The organism is Pseudomonas sp. Irchel s3a10, assembly GCF_900187525.1.
GTDB lineage: Bacteria > Pseudomonadota > Gammaproteobacteria > Pseudomonadales > Pseudomonadaceae > Aquipseudomonas > Aquipseudomonas koreensis_G.
This window is the reverse complement of the sequence record NZ_FYDR01000006.1, coordinates 139,627-159,558: the sequence shown is the minus strand read 5'-3', so window position 1 is coordinate 159,558 and position 19,932 is coordinate 139,627. Positions and strand designations below refer to the sequence as shown.

13 protein-coding genes (1 of these 13 only partly in view) are annotated in these 19,932 nt (G+C 62.7%); 8 read left to right on the top strand and 5 right to left on the bottom strand.

All coding sequences use genetic code 11. From position 1 onward, the window contains the following. Positions 1–123 precede the first annotated feature (123 nt). Complete coding sequence (locus CKW11_RS18775) at positions 124–606, bottom strand: sigma-70 family RNA polymerase sigma factor (protein ID WP_095138702.1); 483 nt, start codon at positions 604–606, stop codon at positions 124–126. A gap of 320 nt (positions 607–926) precedes the next feature. On the opposite strand from CKW11_RS18775, the gene CKW11_RS18770 reads away from it, so the two are divergent. Genes CKW11_RS18770 through CKW11_RS18760 form a run of 3 tightly spaced genes read left to right on the top strand, consistent with a single transcriptional unit; the run spans position 927 to position 5,472 of the window. After that, complete coding sequence (locus CKW11_RS18770) at positions 927–2,099, top strand: efflux RND transporter periplasmic adaptor subunit (RefSeq protein ID WP_095138701.1); 1,173 nt, start codon at positions 927–929, stop codon at positions 2,097–2,099. Further along, positions 2,100–4,073, top strand: a complete 1,974-nt coding sequence (locus CKW11_RS18765) for a MacB family efflux pump subunit (protein ID WP_095138700.1) — start codon at positions 2,100–2,102, stop codon at positions 4,071–4,073. A 7-nt stretch (positions 4,074–4,080) separates the two neighbouring features. After that, the gene (locus CKW11_RS18760; RefSeq protein WP_095138699.1) at positions 4,081–5,472 is read left to right on the top strand and encodes an efflux transporter outer membrane subunit; all 1,392 of its coding nucleotides are present in this window, start codon (positions 4,081–4,083) and stop codon (positions 5,470–5,472) included. Positions 5,473–5,635: 163 nt separating this feature from the next. Here CKW11_RS18760 and CKW11_RS18755 read toward each other — a convergent pair whose 3' ends face one another. Continuing rightward, complete coding sequence (locus CKW11_RS18755; protein ID WP_095138698.1) at positions 5,636–7,255, bottom strand: PvdJ/PvdD/PvdP-like protein; 1,620 nt, start codon at positions 7,253–7,255, stop codon at positions 5,636–5,638. 254 nt (positions 7,256–7,509) lie between these two features. Here CKW11_RS18755 and pvdM point away from each other — a divergent pair, with 254 nt between their 5' ends. The 5 genes from pvdM (at position 7,510) to CKW11_RS18730 (ending at position 15,479) form a co-directional block, all read left to right on the top strand. After that, entirely contained in the window at positions 7,510–8,880 is a 1,371-nt protein-coding gene (gene pvdM, locus CKW11_RS18750; protein ID WP_095138697.1) for a pyoverdine-tailoring dipeptidase-like protein PvdM, read from the top strand. Next, positions 8,877–10,157, top strand: coding sequence for an aminotransferase class V-fold PLP-dependent enzyme (locus CKW11_RS18745; RefSeq protein WP_095138696.1), 1,281 nt, complete (start codon positions 8,877–8,879; stop codon positions 10,155–10,157). Before pvdM ends, CKW11_RS18745 begins: the two co-directional genes overlap by 4 nt. A 37-nt stretch (positions 10,158–10,194) precedes the next feature. Next, entirely contained in the window at positions 10,195–11,103 is a 909-nt protein-coding gene (locus tag CKW11_RS18740) for a formylglycine-generating enzyme family protein (protein WP_095138695.1), read from the top strand. Positions 11,104–11,250: 147 nt separating this feature from the next. Then, on the top strand, positions 11,251–12,900 hold the full coding sequence (locus CKW11_RS18735) for a cyclic peptide export ABC transporter (protein WP_095138694.1): 1,650 nt from the start codon (positions 11,251–11,253) through the stop codon (positions 12,898–12,900). Positions 12,901–13,016: 116 nt separating this feature from the next. After that, positions 13,017–15,479 carry a TonB-dependent siderophore receptor gene (locus tag CKW11_RS18730; RefSeq protein WP_095138693.1) on the top strand — a complete coding sequence of 821 codons (2,463 nt, stop codon included), beginning with the start codon at positions 13,017–13,019 and terminating at the stop codon, positions 15,477–15,479. A gap of 328 nt (positions 15,480–15,807) precedes the next feature. Here CKW11_RS18730 and CKW11_RS18725 read toward each other — a convergent pair whose 3' ends face one another. The 3 genes from CKW11_RS18725 to CKW11_RS18715 all read right to left on the bottom strand — a co-directional run. Then, positions 15,808–16,005: a hypothetical protein gene (locus CKW11_RS18725; RefSeq protein ID WP_095138692.1), complete on the bottom strand. Its 198-nt coding sequence runs from the start codon at positions 16,003–16,005 to the stop codon at positions 15,808–15,810. A 688-nt stretch (positions 16,006–16,693) separates the two neighbouring features. Further along, complete coding sequence (locus tag CKW11_RS18720) at positions 16,694–17,653, bottom strand: alpha/beta hydrolase (protein WP_095138691.1); 960 nt, start codon at positions 17,651–17,653, stop codon at positions 16,694–16,696. A 67-nt stretch (positions 17,654–17,720) separates the two neighbouring features. Then, positions 17,721–19,932: the final stretch of a non-ribosomal peptide synthetase gene (locus CKW11_RS18715; RefSeq protein ID WP_095138690.1), read on the bottom strand. 12,785 nt of this gene lie beyond the right edge of the window; only the last 2,212 of its 14,997 coding nucleotides appear in the window; its start codon lies off the right edge, out of view; the stop codon is at positions 17,721–17,723.

Here is a 19,932-nt window from a genome sequence, read left to right as displayed (position 1 = left end):
TCTGGATGAACCCCTCAACAAGGGGAAAGGAGAGCCTAAGTGACCCGACTGGCCTTGAGCAGGACAGCAGGTCGTCTGTTGAGTAGGAACGAGGACAGTGAAATAAAATTTAGCGATGGCGGCTCAATGGGCATCCCATTGCTTGATGCGCAGGCGGCAATGCTTCATCGCGTTGACGATGTGTTTTTCCACCAGTGCCTTGGAAATCCCCAGATGTTCGGCGATCTGCGGGTGCGACAGGCCTTCGATCTTGCGCAGCAGAAAACTGTCGCGACACAGCGGCGACAATTCCGCCAGTGCGCGCTGGAGCATCTCCAGACGCTGGCCGTGATCGAGGGTGCCGTGGGGCGACGGGGTGAAATAGCGCTCTTCGTTGTCGAGCACTTCCAGCGGTTCGACCTGACGCAAGGCGTTGCGCCGATGATCGTCGATCACCAGATTTAGCGCCGTGCGATAAAGAAACGCCCGCGGCTGCTCGATGGGCGTGTCGCTGGAGCGTTCCAGTACGCGCACATAAGCGTCATGCACCACATCTTCGGCGACCTGACGGTTGCCGAGCTTGGCGTTCAGGAAACACACCAGCTCGCGATAGTAGTTTTCCAACATGACTCCCGGCCGCATCGATGCGGATTCGATCCTTGAGCACACTGATCGACGGCCCGCGAACACGGGTAGCAAGATAGTGGCAACTGAGGTGCGTAATTTATAGTAATTCTCATATAGATTTAAAGTGGCGTTTGTCGTTGCCCGCTAAATAGTGCCGTTCTATACCTGTAACATCCTGTGTCTTCGCTTAAATTCCCCTGTGCATTCATCGTTTACAGGACAGCTCCCCGTGTCTGTCGCGTCCTGCGACAGCGTTCTGCGGCTGCGCGCTGTGGCGTGCAGCCGGACGACGGGCCGAATTCCACTGGCCGGAACCCTGCATGAAACGTCCCCGCCCCGCTCGACGCGCCCTGCTCGCAGTCCTTTGTCTGATTCCCGTTGTTGCCTACGCCGCGTGGCAAATCATGCCGCCGGGTCGCGACCGCTTCGCCACCGTGCAAGTCAGCCGTGGTGACATCGAAAGCAGCGTCACCGCACTGGGCACCCTGCAACCGCGCCGATATGTCGATGTCGGTGCGCAGGCCTCCGGGCAGATCCAGAAAATCCATGTCGAAGTCGGCGACGTGGTCAAGGAAGGTCAACTGCTGGTGGAGATTGATCCGTCCACGCAGAAGGCCAAACTCGACGCCGGGCGCTTCTCGATCGAAAACCTCAAGGCGCAATTGCAGGAGCAGCGCGCCCAGCATGAACTGGCGCGGCAAAAGTATCAGCGGCAGCAGAATCTCGTCGCCGGCGGCGCCACCCGTGAAGAAGACGTGCAGACCGCCCGCGCCGAACTGAAAGCCACTCAGGCGCGCATCGACATGTTCCAGGCGCAGATCCGCCAGGCCGAGGCCAGCCTGCGCAGCGATCAGGCCGAACTCGGCTACACGCGGATCTACGCGCCGATGGCCGGCACCGTGGTTGCCCTCGACGCCCGCGAAGGCCAGACCCTCAACGCGCAACAGCAGACGCCGCTGATCCTGCGCATCGCCAAACTGTCACCGATGACCGTGTGGGCCGAAGTCTCCGAGGCTGACATCGGTCACGTCAAACCGGGCATGACCGCCTACTTCACCACCCTCAGCGGCGGCCAGCGGCGCTGGAGCAGCACCGTGCGGCAGATTCTGCCAGTGCCGCCCAAGCCACTGGATCAGACCAGCCAGGGCGGCGGCAGCCCGGCCAGCACCAGCAAAAGCGGCAGCGCCCGCGTTGTGCTGTACACGGTTTTGCTCGACGTCGATAACGCCGACAACGCCTTGATGGCCGAGATGACCACCCAGGTGTTTTTCGTCGCCAATCAGGCCAAAGGCGTGCTCACCGCGCCGGTCGCCGCGCTGCACGGCAGCACCAGCGCCAACCTGCAAACCGCTCAGGTGGTGGCGGCCAACGGCGAAATTCAGCAGCGTGAGGTGCGCACCGGCATCAGCGACCGGCTCAAGGTGCAGATCGTCGACGGCCTCAACGAAGGCGATCACCTGTTGATCGGCCCGGTCGACGGCAGCGGAGGCTGAATGCAAACGCCTCTGATCGACCTGCAGGACATTCGCAAATCCTACGGCGGCGGTGACGCGCCTGAAGTTCACGTGTTGCGCGGCATCGACCTGTCGATTCACGCTGGTGAATTCGTGGCGATTGTCGGCGCATCCGGCTCCGGCAAATCGACCCTGATGAATATCCTCGGCTGCCTCGACCGGCCGACCTCCGGCGAGTACCGCTTTGCCGGGGAAAACGTCGCCGGCCTCGACAGCGACGAGCTGGCCTGGCTGCGCCGCGAAGCCTTTGGATTTGTGTTCCAGGGCTATCACCTGATTCCGTCCGGCTCGGCCCAGGAAAACGTCGAGATGCCAGCGATCTATGCCGGTACCCCGGCCGCCGAGCGTCACGCCCGCGCCGCCGCCCTGCTCGACCGACTCGGCCTGGCCTCGCGCACCGGCAACCGCCCGCATCAGTTGTCCGGTGGCCAACAGCAACGGGTGTCGATTGCCCGGGCGTTGATGAACGGCGGCCACATCATCCTCGCCGACGAACCCACCGGCGCCCTCGACAGCCACAGCGGCAAAGAGGTGATGGCGCTGCTCGACGAACTGGCGAGCCAGGGCCACGTGGTGATCCTCATCACCCACGACCGCGAAGTCGCGGCCCGAGCCAAACGCATCATCGAAATCCGCGACGGCCTGATCATCAGCGACAGCGCCCGCGACAACCCAGAAGCCCAGCCCAGCGCCAACCCCGGCGCCCTGCAAGCGGTGGATCTGCGCAAACGCCTGATCGAAGGCGCCGAAGCCACTGGCGCGTGGAAAGGTGAACTGGTGGACGCTCTGCATGCCGCGTGGCGGGTGATGTGGATCAACCGCTTTCGCACCGCACTGACCCTGCTCGGGATCATCATCGGCGTGGCGTCGGTGGTGGTCATGCTGGCGGTCGGTGAAGGCAGCAAACGCCAGGTGATGGCGCAGATGGGCGCCTTCGGTTCGAATATTATTTACCTCAGCGGCTCGGCGCCCAACCCACGCACGCCGCCGGGGATCATCACCCTCGACGATGTGCACGCGCTGGCCAGCCTGCCGCAAGTGCAGCGGATCATGCCGGTCAACGGTGCCGAGGCCGGCGTGCGTTACGGCAATGCCGACCACCTGAGTTACGTCGGCGGCAACGACACCAACTTCCCGGCGATCTTCAATTGGCCGGTGGTGCAAGGCAGCTACTTCACCGAAGCCGATGAGCAGAACGCTGCAGCCGTTGCGGTGATCGGCCACAAGGTGCGCAGCAAACTGCTCGAGGATGTGCCGAACCCGATCGGCCAATTCATCCTGATCGAGAATGTACCGTTCCAGGTGGTCGGCGTGCTCGCCGAAAAGGGCGCCAGCTCCGGCGACTCCGACAGCGACAATCGCATCGCCATCCCCTATTCGGCGGCCAGCGTTCGGCTGTTCGGCACGCGCAATCCGGAATACGTGGCCATCGCCGCCGCCGACGCGCGCAAGGTCAAGGACACCGAGCAGGCCATCGAGCAACTAATGCTGCGCCTGCACAACGGCAAGAAGGATTTCGAACTGACCAACAATGCCGCGATGATTCAGGCCGAGGCGCGCACCCAGAACACCCTGTCGCTGATGCTCGGTTCGATTGCGGCGATTTCGCTGCTGGTCGGCGGCATCGGCGTGATGAACATCATGCTCATGACCGTGCGCGAGCGGACTCGCGAGATCGGCATTCGCATGGCCACCGGCGCCCGCCAGCGCGACATCCTCCGCCAGTTCCTCACCGAAGCGGTGATGCTCTCGGTGGTCGGCGGCATTGCCGGGATCGCCCTGGCGCTGATCGTCGGTGGCGTGCTGATCCTCAGCGAAGTGGCCGTGGCCTTTTCCTTGATGGCGGTACTCGGCGCGTTCGGCTGCGCCCTGGTCACCGGTGTTGTCTTCGGCTTCATGCCTGCCCGCAAAGCTGCCCGGCTCGACCCGGTCACGGCCCTTACCAGTGAATGATCGATCTATGAAACCGCGCCTCAGCCTGTTGACCGTGTGCCTGATCCTCAGTGCCTGCGGCAGTCCCGTTCAACGCCCCGACAGCGGTGTGCAGGCGCCTGCTGTCTGGCAATCGCCTCATGCCGCCAGCGTCGCACGCATCGATCCGCAATGGTGGACACAGTTCGGCAGCCCCGAACTCGACCGCTTGATCGAACAGGCGCAAGTCGGCAGCTTCGACCTCGCGGCGGCTGTCGCTCGCGTGCGTCAGGCCCAGGCCGAGACGGTGATTGCCGGTGGTTCACTGCTGCCCGAGGTCAAGGCCGGCCTCAATGCCAACCGGCAGAAACTGCTGCGCGGCAGCGGCTATAGCCAACTCGATACCAACAGCAGCAACAACGCCGTGGACTATTTCGACAGCAACCTCAGCGCCACTTACGAAGTGGATTTCTGGGGCGGCAATCGCGCCGCGCGCGACAGTGCGCAGTTCAGCCTGCAGGCCAGCGAGTTCGATCGGGCGACGGTTGAGCTGACGCTGCTCAGCGGCGTCGCCAACAGCTATGCGCAAACCTTGTCCCTGCGCGAACAAAGCCGCATCGCCGAATTGAACCTGGCCAACGCGCAGAGCGTGTTGAAACTGGTGCAGACCCGCTTCGATGCAGGCTCCGCTACTGCGCTGGAACTGGCCCAGCAGAAAAGCCTGGTCGCCGCCCAGCAATGGCAACTGCCACGGGTGCAACAACAGGCCGAGGACGCGCTGATCGGCCTCGCCGCCCTGCTCGGCCGACCGGTGCAGCAGGTGGCACCGCAGGCGTCCTTCGCGCAACTGCAATGGCCACAGATTGATGCCGGAGTGCCCAGTGAATTGCTCAACCGTCGGCCGGACATCGCCCGCGCCGAGGCGCAACTGGCCGCCGCCGAAGCGGACGTCAAGGTCGCTCGCGCCGCCATGCTGCCGAAGCTGACCCTGACCGCCCAGCTCGGCTCGGGCGCCAATCAGTTCGATGATCTGCTGCGCAACCCGTTCTACAACCTCACGGCTGGACTGGTCGCACCGGTCTTCAACAACGGTCGCTTGAGCGCCGAACGCGACAAGGCCAGGGCGCGTCAGGAGGAACTGCTGGAAACCTATCGTGGCGCGATCATCAATGGTTTCGCCGACGTGGAAAAGGCCCTGAACAGCATTCGCGGGCTGGATCGCCAGCGGCAGTGGCAAAGCGAAGAACTGAATCAGGCGCAGACCGCATTCGACATCGCCCAGAGCCGTTACCAGGCCGGCGCCGAAGACTTGCTGACTGTGCTCGAAACCCAGCGCACCTTGTATGCCGCGCAGGACCAGAGCGTGCAACTGCGCCTGGCGCGAATGCAGGCGAGCATTGCGCTGTACAAGGCGCTGGGTGGGGGTTGGCAGGCTCGGTAATTGCAGCGTTTGACAGATTGCTTTCGCGAGCAAGCCCGCTCCCACATTTGAACGCGTTCCATCAGTAAGAATGCGTTCTCATACAGGAGTCAGCCCGGACATTATTGTCTGACACATAACCCTGTGGGAGCGGGCTTGCTCGCGAATAACGATAACGCGGTGCTCAAGCCGGGCTGGTTTTAGCCTTCAGATTGCGCGCATACCATGGCCGTTGCGGCACGCGGCGGAACAGGCCGGCGAGTTTTTCCTCGTCGGTGATGAAGGTGATGCGCAGCGCCAGCTTCATGGTTTCCGGATCCATCTCCACTGACTTGCCCACCTGCAATCCCGGCGTGGTGCTGCAGCCATGGGTGATCGGCCCGAGCCACGGGTCGTCGACTTCCACCCAGCGCCCCGGAGCAAACCATGGCACGCCATTGACTTGCAGGCGCGTGACCTCACCCGGATGGAAACGCTCGTGGGCGCGGAACCAGTCCTCGATGCGATCATCGATCCAGCCATGGAAATGCCAGAACGTCGGGTTGACGTGGGAAGAAAACGGATCGCCGAGGAAATCATTTTCGGCGTTGTACCAGCGGGCCGCGAAGTCCGCCGGATCGCGGGCAAACGGCACCGGCTGACCGTTGGACGGATCGCGCGGCACGGAGGCCCAACGCATGTGCAGCCAGTCATGCAGGCCCAACTCGACTTCGGAGCCGAACTGGCCGAGGGTGAGCCGGGCCAGATACGCCGGATCGCGGTACTGCGACTCCCAGACCTGGAAGTTGCTTTCGTAGGTTTCGGCAGTCTTGATGTCGCTGACCCACTGGCTGAATTCGTCATCGCCCGCCGCCGTCCAGGTCGGCGGCAAGGCCGTGCCGTCGTGGTTATCGAAATAGCGGGCGAAGCCGACGCGGTCGCGGATCAGCTCCGGTTGCGGCAGCGGGAAAAACGCCCAGGACGGCAGATCCTGCATCGAGCGCGCCGTCCCGAGCATGTGCCGGTGCATGAAGAAAAAGTCCACGCCCGAGCCATTGCGATCCTTGCGCGGGCCACGGGCATCACGCTCCTTGTCGCGCGGGCCAGGCTGCCAACCGATGCCGCGCAAGGCCTCGCGTTTGTCCTCGGGCAATTTGTGCCACTTGTCCCGGGTCGCATGCCACAACTGGTGAAACAGGCGATGCTCGGGAGAGATCAACCACGCCAGCAACGTCGGGTTGAGCGGCGTGCGCTCGCGCGCTTCGGGAAACAGCCGCTTGACGGCGACGAAGCGATTGTCCTGCGCCGGCAAGGCCAGCGACCGGTCCAGACGCAAAGCCTTGCCGCTGAGGGTGCCACTGCCGGCATTGCCGAAGTCGGCCCAGACCTCATCGAGGATCATCTCCAGCTCGTAACTGATCTGGCCATCGGCGCCGATCAGGCGCCAGCTCAGCTTCGCCGCATCGGCTTTCGCGAGGTCGCCAAGAATTCGATAACGCGGTGTTTCAGCGGAACGCAGGCGCTCGGGCGTGTCGAGAAAACCGCACACGCCGCGCCCCTTCTGGCCGATGTCGAGAAACACTTGCAGGCCCTTGAGCGGCAAGCCTTCGAGGCCGGCATCGGTACCTTCGAAACGGATATCCCACACCCCGCGCAATGCATTCGCCAGGCGCTGTCCGGCCATGTCGGCGACGTCGAAAGACGCTTCGCCCGGGGTGATCGTCGGGTCCGGCTTCGTCCATTCACGATGCCCGAAATACGCCGCAGGCACGGCAGCGCCGGTCAGCGCCAGACCCGCCATGAACCATCGTCGAGAAATCTTCATTGCCCTACCTGTGTCAGCCATGAAGCAGGCTTTATCCAAGCTAGAACGTTTGCTCCATGCACAAATTTATGGGGGTACCTGAAAAGATCGCAGCCTGCGGCAGCTCCTACAGTGATCGCGTTCCAATGTAGGAGCTGCCGAAGGCTGCGATCTTTTAACCTGGCAACCTAAATTCCACGGCCAACCACTCGTTCTTCCCAGATAGCGAAGGCCCCCGCGCCTGCACCTCGATGGCGAACCTGACTGAGATGGCAATGACAAAACCACGTTCGAAAAAGGCTCTATTCATCGGCCTGCCGTTGGCCCTGGCGATCAGCGCCGGCGCAGGCTTTGCCGTGTGGCACCACTGGTTCAAGGACGACCTCGGCTATCCGGTCAAAGTCATGAAGCAGGCCGATGAGCTGCACGAACGCATGCTCTCCTTCGACAGTCATGTCAGCCTGACACAAAATTTCGGCACCGCCGGTCACGAAGCCGACAAGGACGGCGACGGCCAGTTCGACCTCGCCAAGGCCAACCGCGGGCGCCTGTCCGGCGCCGCCCTGACCATCTTCGGCTGGCCGGAAATGTGGAACGGCCCGAACGCTCCGCACAAGCCGACACCCGGCTTCGTCGACGAGGCGCGCAACCAGCAGGAAATCCGTTTCAAGATCATCTCCGGGATGGTTCGCGACTACCCCAATCAGGTGGCCATCGCCTACACCCCCGACGACTTCCGGCGCTTGCACGGCGAAGGCAAATTCGCGATTTTCATCAGCATGCTCAACGCCTATCCACTGGGCCACGATCTGAACCTGCTGGACCTGTGGACGGCGCGCGGCATGCGCATGTTCGGTTTCAGCTACATCGGCAACAACGACTGGGCGGATTCGTCGCGGCCGCTGCCATTTCTCAACGATTCGCCGGACGCCCTCGACGGCCTCTCGGATCTGGGCAAGCAAGCGGTCAAGCGCCTCAACGATCTGGGCGTGATCATCGACGTCTCGCAAATGTCGACCAAGGCCCTCGAGCAAGTCGCGCAACTGAGCCGCACGCCGCTGGTGGCCTCGCATTCGGCACCGCGTGCGATGGTCGACATTCCGCGCAACCTCAGCGACAAGGAAATGCAACTGATCAAAAACAGCGGCGGCGTGGTGCAGATCGTCGCGTTCTCGCAGTACCTGCGTCCGCTCACCCAGCAGACCCAGGACAAGCTCAACGAGATGCGCAAGGACTTCGACCTGCCGCCGCTACCGAACCTCGCGATGGCGCTGATGCCCGGCGACCCGATCATTGCGGCGTGGTCCGAGCAGAAGTTCGGCCAGTACGCCAGTCGCCTCTACGGCATCCTCGAAGAAGAACCGAAAGCCAGCCTCAAGGATCTGGGTGACGCCATCGATTACGCGGTGCGCAAGATCGGCATCGACCATGTCGGCATCAGCTCCGACTTCAACGAAGGTGGTGGCGTCAAAGGCTTCGAGAACGTCGGCGAAATCCGCAACGTCACCGCCGAGCTGATCTCGCGCGGTTACTCCGAAGCGGACATCGCCAAGCTCTGGGGCGGCAACTTCCTGCGGGTCTGGGATCAGGTCGAGAAAGCCGCGAAACCGGCACTGGCCGCAGCGCCGGGAACTGCCAAGCCATGAGCAATCGTCGTGAGTTCTTGAAGCAGGCGGGGATTCTCGCGGCGGCGCTGCCACTGGGCGCGAGCCTGCCGAATGTCGCCGGTGCCGCGAACGCCGCGCCCGCAACCGGCAACAAGTGGACGCGGTTGCAGCAGCTGTTCGATCAGGATCCGGCGTATCTGCACTTCTCCAATTTCCTGATCACCTCGCACCCGAAACCTGTGCGCGACGCGATTGAGCGGCACCGCGCCGCCCTCGACAAAAATCCCGGACTGGCCATGGATTGGGACCTCGGCGTGATCGAACAGCGCGAAGAGAACGTCCGCGTCTGGGCCGGACGCTACCTGCAAGCCGATGCCAAACAGATCGCCCTGACCGGCAGCACCACCGAAGGTCTGGCGATGATTTACGGCGGCGTGCGCGTGCGCCCCGATCAGGAAATCCTCACCACCGAGCACGAGCACTACGCGACCCACACCATCCTCGCCCTGCGTAGCGAACGCGACAGCACCCGGGTGCGCAAGATTCGTCTGTTCAAGGATTCGTATAGCGCCACCAAAGCGGAAATCCTTGCTGCCATCGACGGCGCCATCCGCCCCGAAACCCGGGTGCTGGGCATGTGCTGGGTGCATTCGGGCAGCGGCATGAAACTGCCCATCGGTGAGATCGGCGCCATCGTCGACCGGCACAACCGGGGCCGCAGCGACGCTGACCGCATCGTTTACGTGGTCGACGGGGTGCATGGCTTCGGCGTGGACAACCTGAACTTCGCGCAAATGAACTGCGACTTCTTCATCGCCGGCACCCACAAGTGGATGTTCGGCCCGCGCGGCACCGGCATCGTCTGCAGTCGCTTCGCCGAAGTCAGATACGTCACCCCGATCATTCCGACGTTCTCCGAAGCCACGGCGTTTTCCACCACCATGACGCCCGGCGGCTACCACTCGTTCGAGCACCGCTGGGCATTGGACGAAGCGTTCAAATTGCATCTTGAGCTGGGCAAGGCCGAGGTCGAGGCGCGTATTCACGCGCTCAACAGCTACCTGAAACAACGTCTGCAGCAGCGTCCGCAGATCGAACTGGTCACGCCACTGAGTCCCGAACTGTCCGCCGGTTTCACCTTCTTCCGGGTCAAGGGCAAGGACAGCGACAAGATCGCGGCGCACCTGATGGCCAACCGCGTGGTGGCCGATGCCGTGCACCGCGATGTCGGCCCGGTGATTCGCACCGCGCCTGGGCTGCTCAACGACGAAAAGCAAATCGATCGTTTGCTGGCCGTGCTCGATCAGGCCCTCTGATCCGAACGATCCCTTTTTCCTTTTAGCGAGACTCGCAATGAACAGTGAACTGCGTCGATTTTCCTTGAAGGCGCTGCCGGCGCTGATGCTCACCGCCCTCGCCGTCGGCCTGCTGCCGGGCGCCGCGCAGGCCGCCACCCCGCCTGCGCCGGGCAAGGTGTTCAAGGACTGCAAGGACTGCCCGGAAATGGTCGTGCTGCCCACCGGCACGTTCACCATGGGCACTCCGGAAGATGAGGTCGGCCGCGAGCCGGACGAAGGACCGCTGCACCCGGTGACGTTTGCCAAACCGCTGGCGATCAGCCGTTTCCAGATTCTGCGCGGCGAGTGGGACGCCTACCTCAAGGACAGCGGCTACAAAATGCCCGACGGCGACACGCGCCCCGGTCGCGCGTGCAAGGCCGGGATCCCGGATTATCAGGGCAGCGACCCGCGCAAGCAGTACACCGACAAGCACCCGGCGGTGTGCATGGATTTCCCGGAGGTCGAAGCTTACGTGGCCTGGCTGTCGAAGAAGACCGGCCAGCAATACCGGCTGGTCAGCGAGTCGCTGCGTGAATACGCCGCCCGCGCCGGCAGCACGGGGCCCTTCCCCTTCCCGTTCGATGAAGGCAAGGAATACAGCATCGCCAAACACGCCAACACCTATGGCGCCGCCGATGGCTACAACTTCACCGCCCCGGCCGGCAGCTTCCCGGCCAACGCCTTCGGCGTCTACGACATGCACGGCAATATTTATGAGTGGACCGCCGATTGCTACAACGAGAACTACGTCGGCGCGCCAGGCGATGGCAGTGCCTGGCTGAGCGGCAAGTGCGAAGTGCGGCGCATCCGTGGCAACGACTGGGGCGAAGCGCCGGTGTTCTCGCGTTCGGGCAATCGCAACGCCACCTACACCGACACCCGTGGCGACTGGATCGGCTTCCGGGTCGCCCGCGATCTGTAACGCCATCGCCCGGCTAAATTAGCCGTCCTGCCAGTCGTTCTACAGGTGGGCGCGATCCTCCATGGCGCGCCCACCGCCCTCTACGTCATCCAGGCGAACCCCACGAGCAGTGCCGGTGTTCGCCGCTCCTTCAAGCAGGGAACCTCCATGAGCAAACCAACACGCGGGGTGATCAATGAATTGTTCGCCCTGCTCAAACCCTTTCGACTGATCGTCAGCGTGTCGATCCTGCTCGGCATGGTCGGTGGCCTGAGCGTCACCGCACTGCTGGCGACCATCAACAACGTGCTGCACGCCGAGGGCGCACTGACCAGCACCATGGTCGCGGTGTTCGCCGGCCTGTGCCTGCTGGCGCTGACCAGCTCGATCTTTTCCGACATCGGCACCAATTTCGTCGGCCAGCACATCATCGCCAAATTGCGCAAAGAGCTGGGCGAGAAAGTCCTTTCGGCGCCGATCGAGCAGATCGAGCGCTATCGCAGCCATCGGCTGATTCCGGTGCTGACCCACGACGTCGACACCATCAGCGACTTCGCTTTCGCCTTTGCGCCGCTGGCGATTTCCCTGACTGTTACCCTCGGTTGCATGGGCTACCTGGCGATGCTGTCGTGGCCGATGTTCCTGATGATGGCGGTGGCGATCCTGATCGGCACGGTCATTCAATACATCGCACGCGGGCGCGGCATGCAGGGTTTCCTCAAGGCCCGTGACTACGAAGACGAGTTGCAAAAGCACTATCACGCAGTCGCTGAGGGCGCCAAGGAGCTGCGCATCCACCGCCCGCGCCGGCATCGCATGTTCGTCTCGGGCATCGAAGGCACGGCCGACAAGATCTGCAACACGCAGGTGCGTTCGGTGAACATTTTCGTGGTCGCCAAGACCTTGGGTTCGATGCTGTTCTTCGTGGTGATCGGCCTGGCGCTGGGCCTGCAATCGCTGTGGCCGAGTGCCGACAAAGCGGTGATGAGCGGTTTTGTGCTGGTGCTGCTGTACATGAAAGGGCCGCTGGAACACATCATCGGCACCCTGCCGATCGTCAGTCGCGCGCAAATCGCGTTCCGCCGGATCGCCGATCTGTCCGAGCAGTTTTCCTCGCCAGAGCCGCACCTGCTGCTCAGCGATCAGGGCCACCAAAAGACCCCGGTGCACAGCCTGGAACTGACCGATGTCTCGTACAGCTTCCCGACGGTAGAAGGCGCCAAGCCGTTCCGGCTGGGGCCGGTGAACCTGAAAATCGAACAGGGCGACATCATTTTCATCGTCGGCGAAAACGGCTGCGGCAAGACCACCCTGATCAAGTTGCTGCTGGGCCTGTACGCGCCACAGCAAGGCGAAATCCGCCTCAACCAGCAGCTCGTCGACGCCAGCAACCGCGACGATTATCGCCAGTTGTTCACCACGATCTTCGCCGACTACTACCTGTTCGACGACGTGGTCCAGGGCGATACGCATATCCCGGAAGACGCCAACCAATACCTGGAGCGTCTGGAAATTGCGCACAAGGTCAGCGTGCGTGACGGCTCGTTCACCACCACCGACCTGTCCACCGGCCAGCGCAAGCGTCTGGCCCTGATCAATGCCTGGCTGGAAGAGCGTCCGGTGCTGGTGTTCGACGAGTGGGCCGCCGATCAGGACCCGACCTTCCGGCGGATTTTCTACACCGAGCTGCTGCCGGACCTGAAGCGCCTGGGCAAGACCATCATCGTCATTTCCCACGACGATCGTTACTTCGATGTCGCCGACCAACTGGTGCGCATGAGCGCCGGCAAAGTGGTCACTGAGTTGCAACCCGCCTGACTGTGAAAAATTTGTAAAAAAATTGCGTTGAGCTTTCCGGTTTTCGGAAGGCTCAACGTCTTACTAACAGTTAATAGAAATAGTTCTCAGTCAACACTTTGAAGAGTAGAAGAACAATGCCCGCACCGCACGGACTCCACCCGCTCGCCAAGGCCCTGCTGATCCGCCGCTCCTTCCGTTGCACCTTGCCAGCGTTCTGCGCCATGGCCCTGACTGTGCCGATGATCGGCCAGGCCCAGGCCGCCGCCGTGGCGATCAATATTCCTGCACAGTCGCTGGGGAGCGCGTTGCAGGAATTCGGTCGCCAGACCAACCTCCAGGTGCTTTACAGCCCGGATGAAGTCAGCGGCCTGCGCAGCAGCGCCGTCAGTGGCAACCTGGAACCGACCGCCGCCATCGCGCAACTGCTGCAAGGCACCAACATCGCCTACAGCGTCGAAGGCAACAACGTCGCCTTGCGTTCGCGCAGCACCGGCGGTGCCAGCCTCGATCTGGCCCCGACCAGCATTTCCGCCACCGCCGAATCATCCTGGGGCCCGGTAGACGGGATCGTCGCCAAGCGCAGCGCCACCGGTTCGAAGACCGATTCGTCGCTCAAGGAAATCCCGCAGACCATCAACGTCGTCACTCAAGACGAAATCAAGATGCGCGGCTCGAAGACCGTCACCGAGGCCCTGCAATACACGCCGGGCATGACCGGCGGCGGTTTCTCGGACCGGGTGAAGATCTTCGACGAACCGACCTCCCGTGGCTTCTCCCCTACTCCGCTGTACCTCGACGGCCTGCACATGCCTTACGGCGGCGGCAGCACCGGCGGTTCGCTGCAGATCGACCCGTACACCCTGGAGCGCGTCGAAGTGCTCAAGGGCCCGGCCTCGGTGCTGTACGGCCAGAACCAGCCGGGCGGTATCGTCAACATGGTCAGCAAGCGTCCGACCGCGACCCCGCTGCACGAAGTGAAGCTCGGTGGCGGCAGCTATGACCGCAAGTACGGTGCCTTCGACCTCGGCGGCCCGATCGACGATCAGGGCGAATTCCTCTATCGCCTGACCGGTGTGGTCAACGACAGCGGCTCGGCCATCGACTACGCCAGCCAGAACCGCATGCTGCTGGCGCCAAGCCTGACCTGGCTGCCCAACGACCAGACCACCATCACCGTGTTCGGTCAGTACCAGAAAGACCACGACGTACCGGAAGCCCAGGGCCTGCCGGCCAACGGCACGGTGCATCGCAGCCAGGCCGGGCGCATCAGCCGCAGCCTGTTCCTCGGCGAGCCGGACGTGAACAAGTACCATCGCGAGCAGTTCGTGGTCGGTTACGAGATCGCCCACGAACTCAACGACGTCTGGACCCTGAAGCAGAACGCGCGTTACGCCGACATCAACGACCAGTACGTGGCGCCGCTGCACGGTTATGCGTTCCCGACCAACCCGGTCACCGGTCTCAACGACGGCAGCTACCAGACCCGTTACGGCGTGGACTGGTCGCAGCACAACAAGGTCTACGGGATCGATAACATCGCCCAGGCCAAGTTCCACACCGCCGACGTCGAGCACACCGTGCTGCTGGGCGTGGACTACTACCACTACAATTCGAAATTCCTCGGCCTGTACGACCGCACCGCTCCAGGTCTGGATCTGTACAACCCGGTGTATGGCAGCCAGATCAATTTCCGTCAGCCGTACAAATGGGACAACACCATTACTCAGACCGGCCTGTACGCTCAGGATCAACTGCGCTGGAACCAGTGGTTCCTGACCCTCGGCGGTCGTTATGACTTCGCCGAAACCGACAACAAGCAACCGCTGAGCGGCGGCCACAGCAACCAGAAGGACGAGAAGTTCACCGGTCGTGCCGGCCTCGGCTACGAGTTCGACAACGGCATCACGCCGTACGTCAGCTACGCCGAATCGTTCCTGCCGCAGACCGGTACCGACATGAGCGGCGGCGCCTTCGAACCGACCACCGGCAAGCAGTACGAAGTCGGCGTCAAGTACGAGCCGAAGTCGATCGACGGCTTCATTCAGCTGTCGGCGTACCAGATCGACCAGGACAACATGCTGACCACCGACCTCAACAACCCGGGCTTCAGCACCCAGAGCGGCTCCGTGCGTTCGCGCGGTATCGAGCTGGAAGGCAAGGTCAACGTCACCCGCAACCTGCGCGTGCTGGCGGCGGTGTCGCGTAACCAGACCAAGTGGGAGAAGGACAACGACGGGCGCGAAGGTCGCACCCTGGCCATGCGTCCACCGCTGACCGCCTCCGCGTGGGTCAACTACGACTTCGACATTTCCACCGCCCTCGCCGGTTTCGGCATGGGCCTGGGCGCCCGCTACGTGCGCAGCAGCTACGGTTCGGATTATGAGTCGGACTCGTTCCAGATTCCGTCCTACACCGTGTATGACGCCATGGTCTCCTACGACCTGGAAAAATCGCCGCTGCATGTCAAAGGCGTGAAGCTGCAAGCCAACCTGCAAAACCTCACTGACGAGAAATACGTGGCCGCGTGCAACGGTACCCTCGACTGCTATTACGGCGAAGGCCGGACCATGACTGCTGACGTGACCTATAACTGGTAATACGTTTAGCGCTCACTGAAACGCCGGCATTTGCTGGCGTTTTTTTTGGGGGGCTGATTGGGGCTTGGCGGCCTTTGGGCCGACCAGGCTCTTGGGGTTTTGGGTGAATATCCGTTGCTTCGGTAACGGCCTCCTATGGTTCCGCCCTTACGGCGGGTCACTTTTTCCAAACGCCGAAAAAGTAACCAAAAAGGCTTCCCCCGGCGTACGGCACTTCGCTGAGGCTCAGTGTTCCCTCGCTACGGTGTCCATCCGGGGGCATCGCCTACGGTTTGCTTCGCTGCACCTCCTCTCGATGTATGCGGCTCCGCCGCATGGCGCTGCGCGCCTATCCCCCGGATGGACACCTACGCTCGGCCTGCCGAAGGGGCAAAAGATCAAAAGCCACATCAAGAGCCACATCAAGAGCCACATCAAGAGCCACATCAAGAGCCACATCAAGAGCCACATCAAGAGCCAAAGCCAAAGCCAAAGCCAAAGCCAAAGCCAAAGCCAAAGCCAAAGCCAAAGCCAAAGCCAAAGCCAAAGCAGATCAAAAGATCGCAGCCTTCGGCAGCTCCTACATGGGATTGGGTGTGTTCAGTTGGAGTTTGGTCGGCTGTCAGGCCGCCTTCGCGAGCAAGCCCGCTCCCACAGTTGGACGGAGTGCATTCAGTTGGAGTTTGGTCGACTGGCAGGCCGCCTTCGCGAGCAAGCCCGCTCCCACAGTTGGATTGAGTGCATTCAGTTGGAGTTTGGTCGGCTGTCAGGCCGCCTTCGCGAGCAAGCTCACCCCTACAGGGGGATGGGGTGTGGTCAGTTAGAGACTGGTCGGCTCGCAGGCCGCCATCGCCAGCAGGCTGGCTCCTACAGTTCAGATTGCGTGCCCCGCATGCGGCGAAGCCGCCCCACTCAACACGATGAGTGTTAGCTCGAGTAAAGCTTTTGATCTCAGGGCCCGTCGGCAGGCTGAGCGGAGGGATTTATCCGGGGGTGGGAGCGCAGCGACCGTTTGGCGCAGCCAAACACAGCGAGAGGAGGTGCAGCGAAGCAAACCGTAGGCGCTGCCCCCCGGATGAATCCCGCAGCGAAGGAACCCGAGCCTAGGCGAGGGCCGAACGTCAGGGTAAAGCCTTTTTGGTTACTTTTTCGGCGTCTGGAAAAAGTGACCCGCCGTAAGGGCGGAACCCTAGGCGGCCGTTACCGCAGCAACGGATATTCACCCCCCCACCCCATCAAGCCAAATCAAACACCTCCACCAAGCGCCCAGCAATCAACCCCAGCGCCTCTTCAGCCTCATCAACAATCGCCCCCATGCGCATGAAGTCATGGGTCATGCCCACGTAAACCTGCAAGTCGACCGCAACCCCCGCCGCCCGCAAATGCCGGGCATAAGCCACCCCCTCATCGTGCAACGGATCACACTCGGCCAACACCATCAACACCGGCGCGACATTGGCCGGGACTTCGCCGAGCAACGGCGAGAAACGCGGATCAAGACGATCACTGGCATCACGCTGATAGTGCGCGTAGAACCACTGCAGCGAAGCCTTTTCCAGCAGATAGCCTTCGGCAAAACGCTCGATCGAAGGTGTTTCGCGACTGGCATCGGTGACCGGATAAATCAGCACCTGCAAACGCGGCTGCACAGCAGCATCCGTCAGTTGCGCAGCCAGCACCGTGGCCAGGCTGCCACCGACGCTGTCACCGGCAATCGCCAGGCGCGCGGCATTGATGCCCAGATCAGCAGCACTCGCCACCAGCCAGTCCCAGGCATCGCGGGCGTCGTCGGCCGCCGTCGGGAAAAGATGTTCCGGCGCCAGTCGATACGCCACCGACAGCACCACACAATCGGCCAGCGAGGCCAGCGCACGGCACAACGAATCATGCGAGTCGAGGCTGCCGACCACATAGCCGCCGCCATGAAAATACAACAGTGCCGGACGTCTGGCGCCCGCCTGCAATGGATGATTGCTGTAGATCCGTGCGTTCAACAGTGCACCGTCACGCACCGGCAATTGCAGCTCATCGACTACGGCCAGTTCTTCACCGCCGGCGTCCATCAGCAACGATGACTGATCGAATTGTTCACGGGCCTCGGTCGGGCTCAACTCGTGCATGCCGACGCGTTTGCCACTGGCCCGGCCGTTGCCGACCAGTTGCAGAAATGCGGCGATATCAGGATTCAATGACATTCAAATCTCCAAAGCGATCGGGCGCCAGCAGCGCCCGATCGGTTTTACTTGGGTTTCACAGCAGGTTTCAGGACATGACTACTGATTCAACGATCTGGCCAAGCATTTCTTCAGCCTCAGACAGGAAAGTTTCATCGCGCGGGATCTGGAAGTGCCCGCAATCCAGCCATTCGCCGCCCATGCCCGGCTGGTCGAGTTGCGCCGCCAGCTCCAGTGCCTCGGCTTCGCGCCCCAGGGTCCACCAGCAAACCGGGTTGACGGTCAGCGGCGCACAGCGCTCAAGCTTGAGCGACAGCTGCTTGAGCCGGCGCGCCACGCTGAACACATGCGCCAGTTCTTCGGCGCCCAGCGCCACATAGGTCGACGCTCCGCGCTCGGCGCTGATGGCACGCTTGAACAGCGCACGCAGGTTGTGTGGCGTTTCTTCACCGTCGATGGACAGGCCCGGTGCGGCGCCCGGCAGCGTCACCTGCAGGAAGTCGCGCAGGTCGGCTTGCCAGTCATCGACCGCCCCGGCGTCGACCGCCGCCGAAGGCACGAAGCTGTCGACCAGCCCGACAAACTTGACCTGTTGCCCGGCCTGCTCCAGTTGCGCGGCGATCAACATCGCCAGCGTACCGCCCAGCGACCAGCCCAACAGGTGGTAAGGCCCCTGCGGCTGTTTCTGACGAATCTGCGCCAGGTAATCACTGGCCATCTCCTGCAGCGAGGTGTCGTTGAAAGCCGGATCCAGCAGCATCCGCGACTGAATCGCCAACACCTGGCGTTGACCGCTCAAGCGCCGCGCCAGCGGCTCGTAGTCGAACACCGTGCCGAAGCCGGCGTGGAGGCAGAACAGCGGCGCCACGCCCTTGACCTCGGCGTTCATCGCCAGCAACCCGGAGGCTTTTTCCGCCGCGCCCTGAACACTGGCAACCAGCTCACCGATGCTCGGTTTCTGCATCAGATCGCGCAGTTTCAGGCTCAGGCCCTGAGCCTTGAGCACACGGCTGCGAGCCACCACTTGCAGGCTGAGGATCGAGTCGCCACCCAGTTCGAAGAAGTTGTCGGTGAGCCCGACCCGTTCGATTTTCAGCACCTCCTGCCAGATCTTCGCCAGGGCTTTTTCCAGCTCGGTGCGCGGCTCGACGTAGGCCAGCCGCTGTTCGGCGTCCGGATTCGGCAGGGCCTTGCGGTCAAGTTTGCCGTTCGGCGTCAGCGGCATGCGCTCAAGCACCATCAGGTGTACCGGCACCATGTAATCCGGCAGGCTGGCCTTGAGTTGCTCGCGCAGACGCTCGCCCAAACCGTCGGCCGGCGTCTCGGCAGCGGCCAGTACATAGCCGAGCAGTTGCTTGCCGCTGACGCCCTCGCGGGCCACCACGGCGGCGTCACGCACGCCCGGCTGCTGCTTGAGGCGCGCTTCGATTTCACCCAGCTCGATGCGGAAACCACGGATTTTCACCTGATGGTCGATCCGCCCGAGATAGTCGACAGTGCCGTCGGCACGCTGGCGCACCAGGTCGCCGGTGCGGTACAGGCGACTGCCATCGGCGCTGAACGGGTTGGCGACGAAACGTTCGGCGGTGCCACCGGCACTCCCCAGATAACCGCGCGCCAACGCGCCACCCAAGTACAACTCACCGGCAATGCCGGCCGGCAGCGGGTTGAGATCGCTGTCGAGCACATAACCGCTGCGCTCGCCGACCACGCTGCCGATCGGCGCATAGGCCGCTCCGCATTGATCGTCTACAGCGGCCTTCCAGATCAGCGGCGTGACCACCGTCTCGGTAGGGCCGTAGCCGTTGATGATGTACTGCGGTTGCAGTGCGCGTTTGGCCAGTTCGAAACTCGCCACCGGCACCGCATCCCCGCCGAAGCAGTAGATCCGTACCGGCGGCGGATTGCCGTGCTGCTCAGCGTGTTCGGCCAGTTGCTGCAGGTACACCGGCGGGAACGCGGCCACGGTCACGCCGTGCTGATGCAGGGCGTCGTAGGTCTGTTCGGCCGTCCACAGGCTGTCGTCACGAATCAGCAAACGCGCGCCATGCGTCAGGGTGGTCAGCCAGCGCTCATGCGCGCCGTCGAAGGCGAACGACATGAAGTGCAACTCGCAATCGGCCGCGCTCATTTCGTAACGCTGACCGATCGCCTGGCAGTGCATCGCCAGCGGCCCGTGCGCCACGCCGACACCTTTCGGCTGACCGGTGGAGCCGGAGGTGTAGATCACGTAGGCCAGGTTGCCCGGCTGCACCGCGACCTGCGGCGCCGAATCCGGCTGAGTGCGCAGATCCAGCTGA

Coding starts and splice junctions, on each gene's coding strand:
- CKW11_RS18760 (WP_095138699.1), top strand. CDS start 4,081: ATGAAACCGCGCCTCAGCCTGTTGACCGTGTGCCTGATCCTCAGTGCC.
- CKW11_RS18730 (WP_095138693.1), top strand. CDS start 13,017: ATGCCCGCACCGCACGGACTCCACCCGCTCGCCAAGGCCCTGCTGATC.
- pvdM (WP_095138697.1), top strand. CDS start 7,510: ATGACAAAACCACGTTCGAAAAAGGCTCTATTCATCGGCCTGCCGTTG.
- CKW11_RS18770 (WP_095138701.1), top strand. CDS start 927: ATGAAACGTCCCCGCCCCGCTCGACGCGCCCTGCTCGCAGTCCTTTGT.
- CKW11_RS18745 (WP_095138696.1), top strand. CDS start 8,877: ATGAGCAATCGTCGTGAGTTCTTGAAGCAGGCGGGGATTCTCGCGGCG.
- CKW11_RS18755 (WP_095138698.1), bottom strand. CDS start 7,255: ATGAAGATTTCTCGACGATGGTTCATGGCGGGTCTGGCGCTGACCGGC.
- CKW11_RS18735 (WP_095138694.1), top strand. CDS start 11,251: ATGAGCAAACCAACACGCGGGGTGATCAATGAATTGTTCGCCCTGCTC.
- CKW11_RS18765 (WP_095138700.1), top strand. CDS start 2,100: ATGCAAACGCCTCTGATCGACCTGCAGGACATTCGCAAATCCTACGGC.
- CKW11_RS18740 (WP_095138695.1), top strand. CDS start 10,195: ATGAACAGTGAACTGCGTCGATTTTCCTTGAAGGCGCTGCCGGCGCTG.
- CKW11_RS18720 (WP_095138691.1), bottom strand. CDS start 17,653: ATGTCATTGAATCCTGATATCGCCGCATTTCTGCAACTGGTCGGCAAC.
- CKW11_RS18775 (WP_095138702.1), bottom strand. CDS start 606: ATGTTGGAAAACTACTATCGCGAGCTGGTGTGTTTCCTGAACGCCAAG.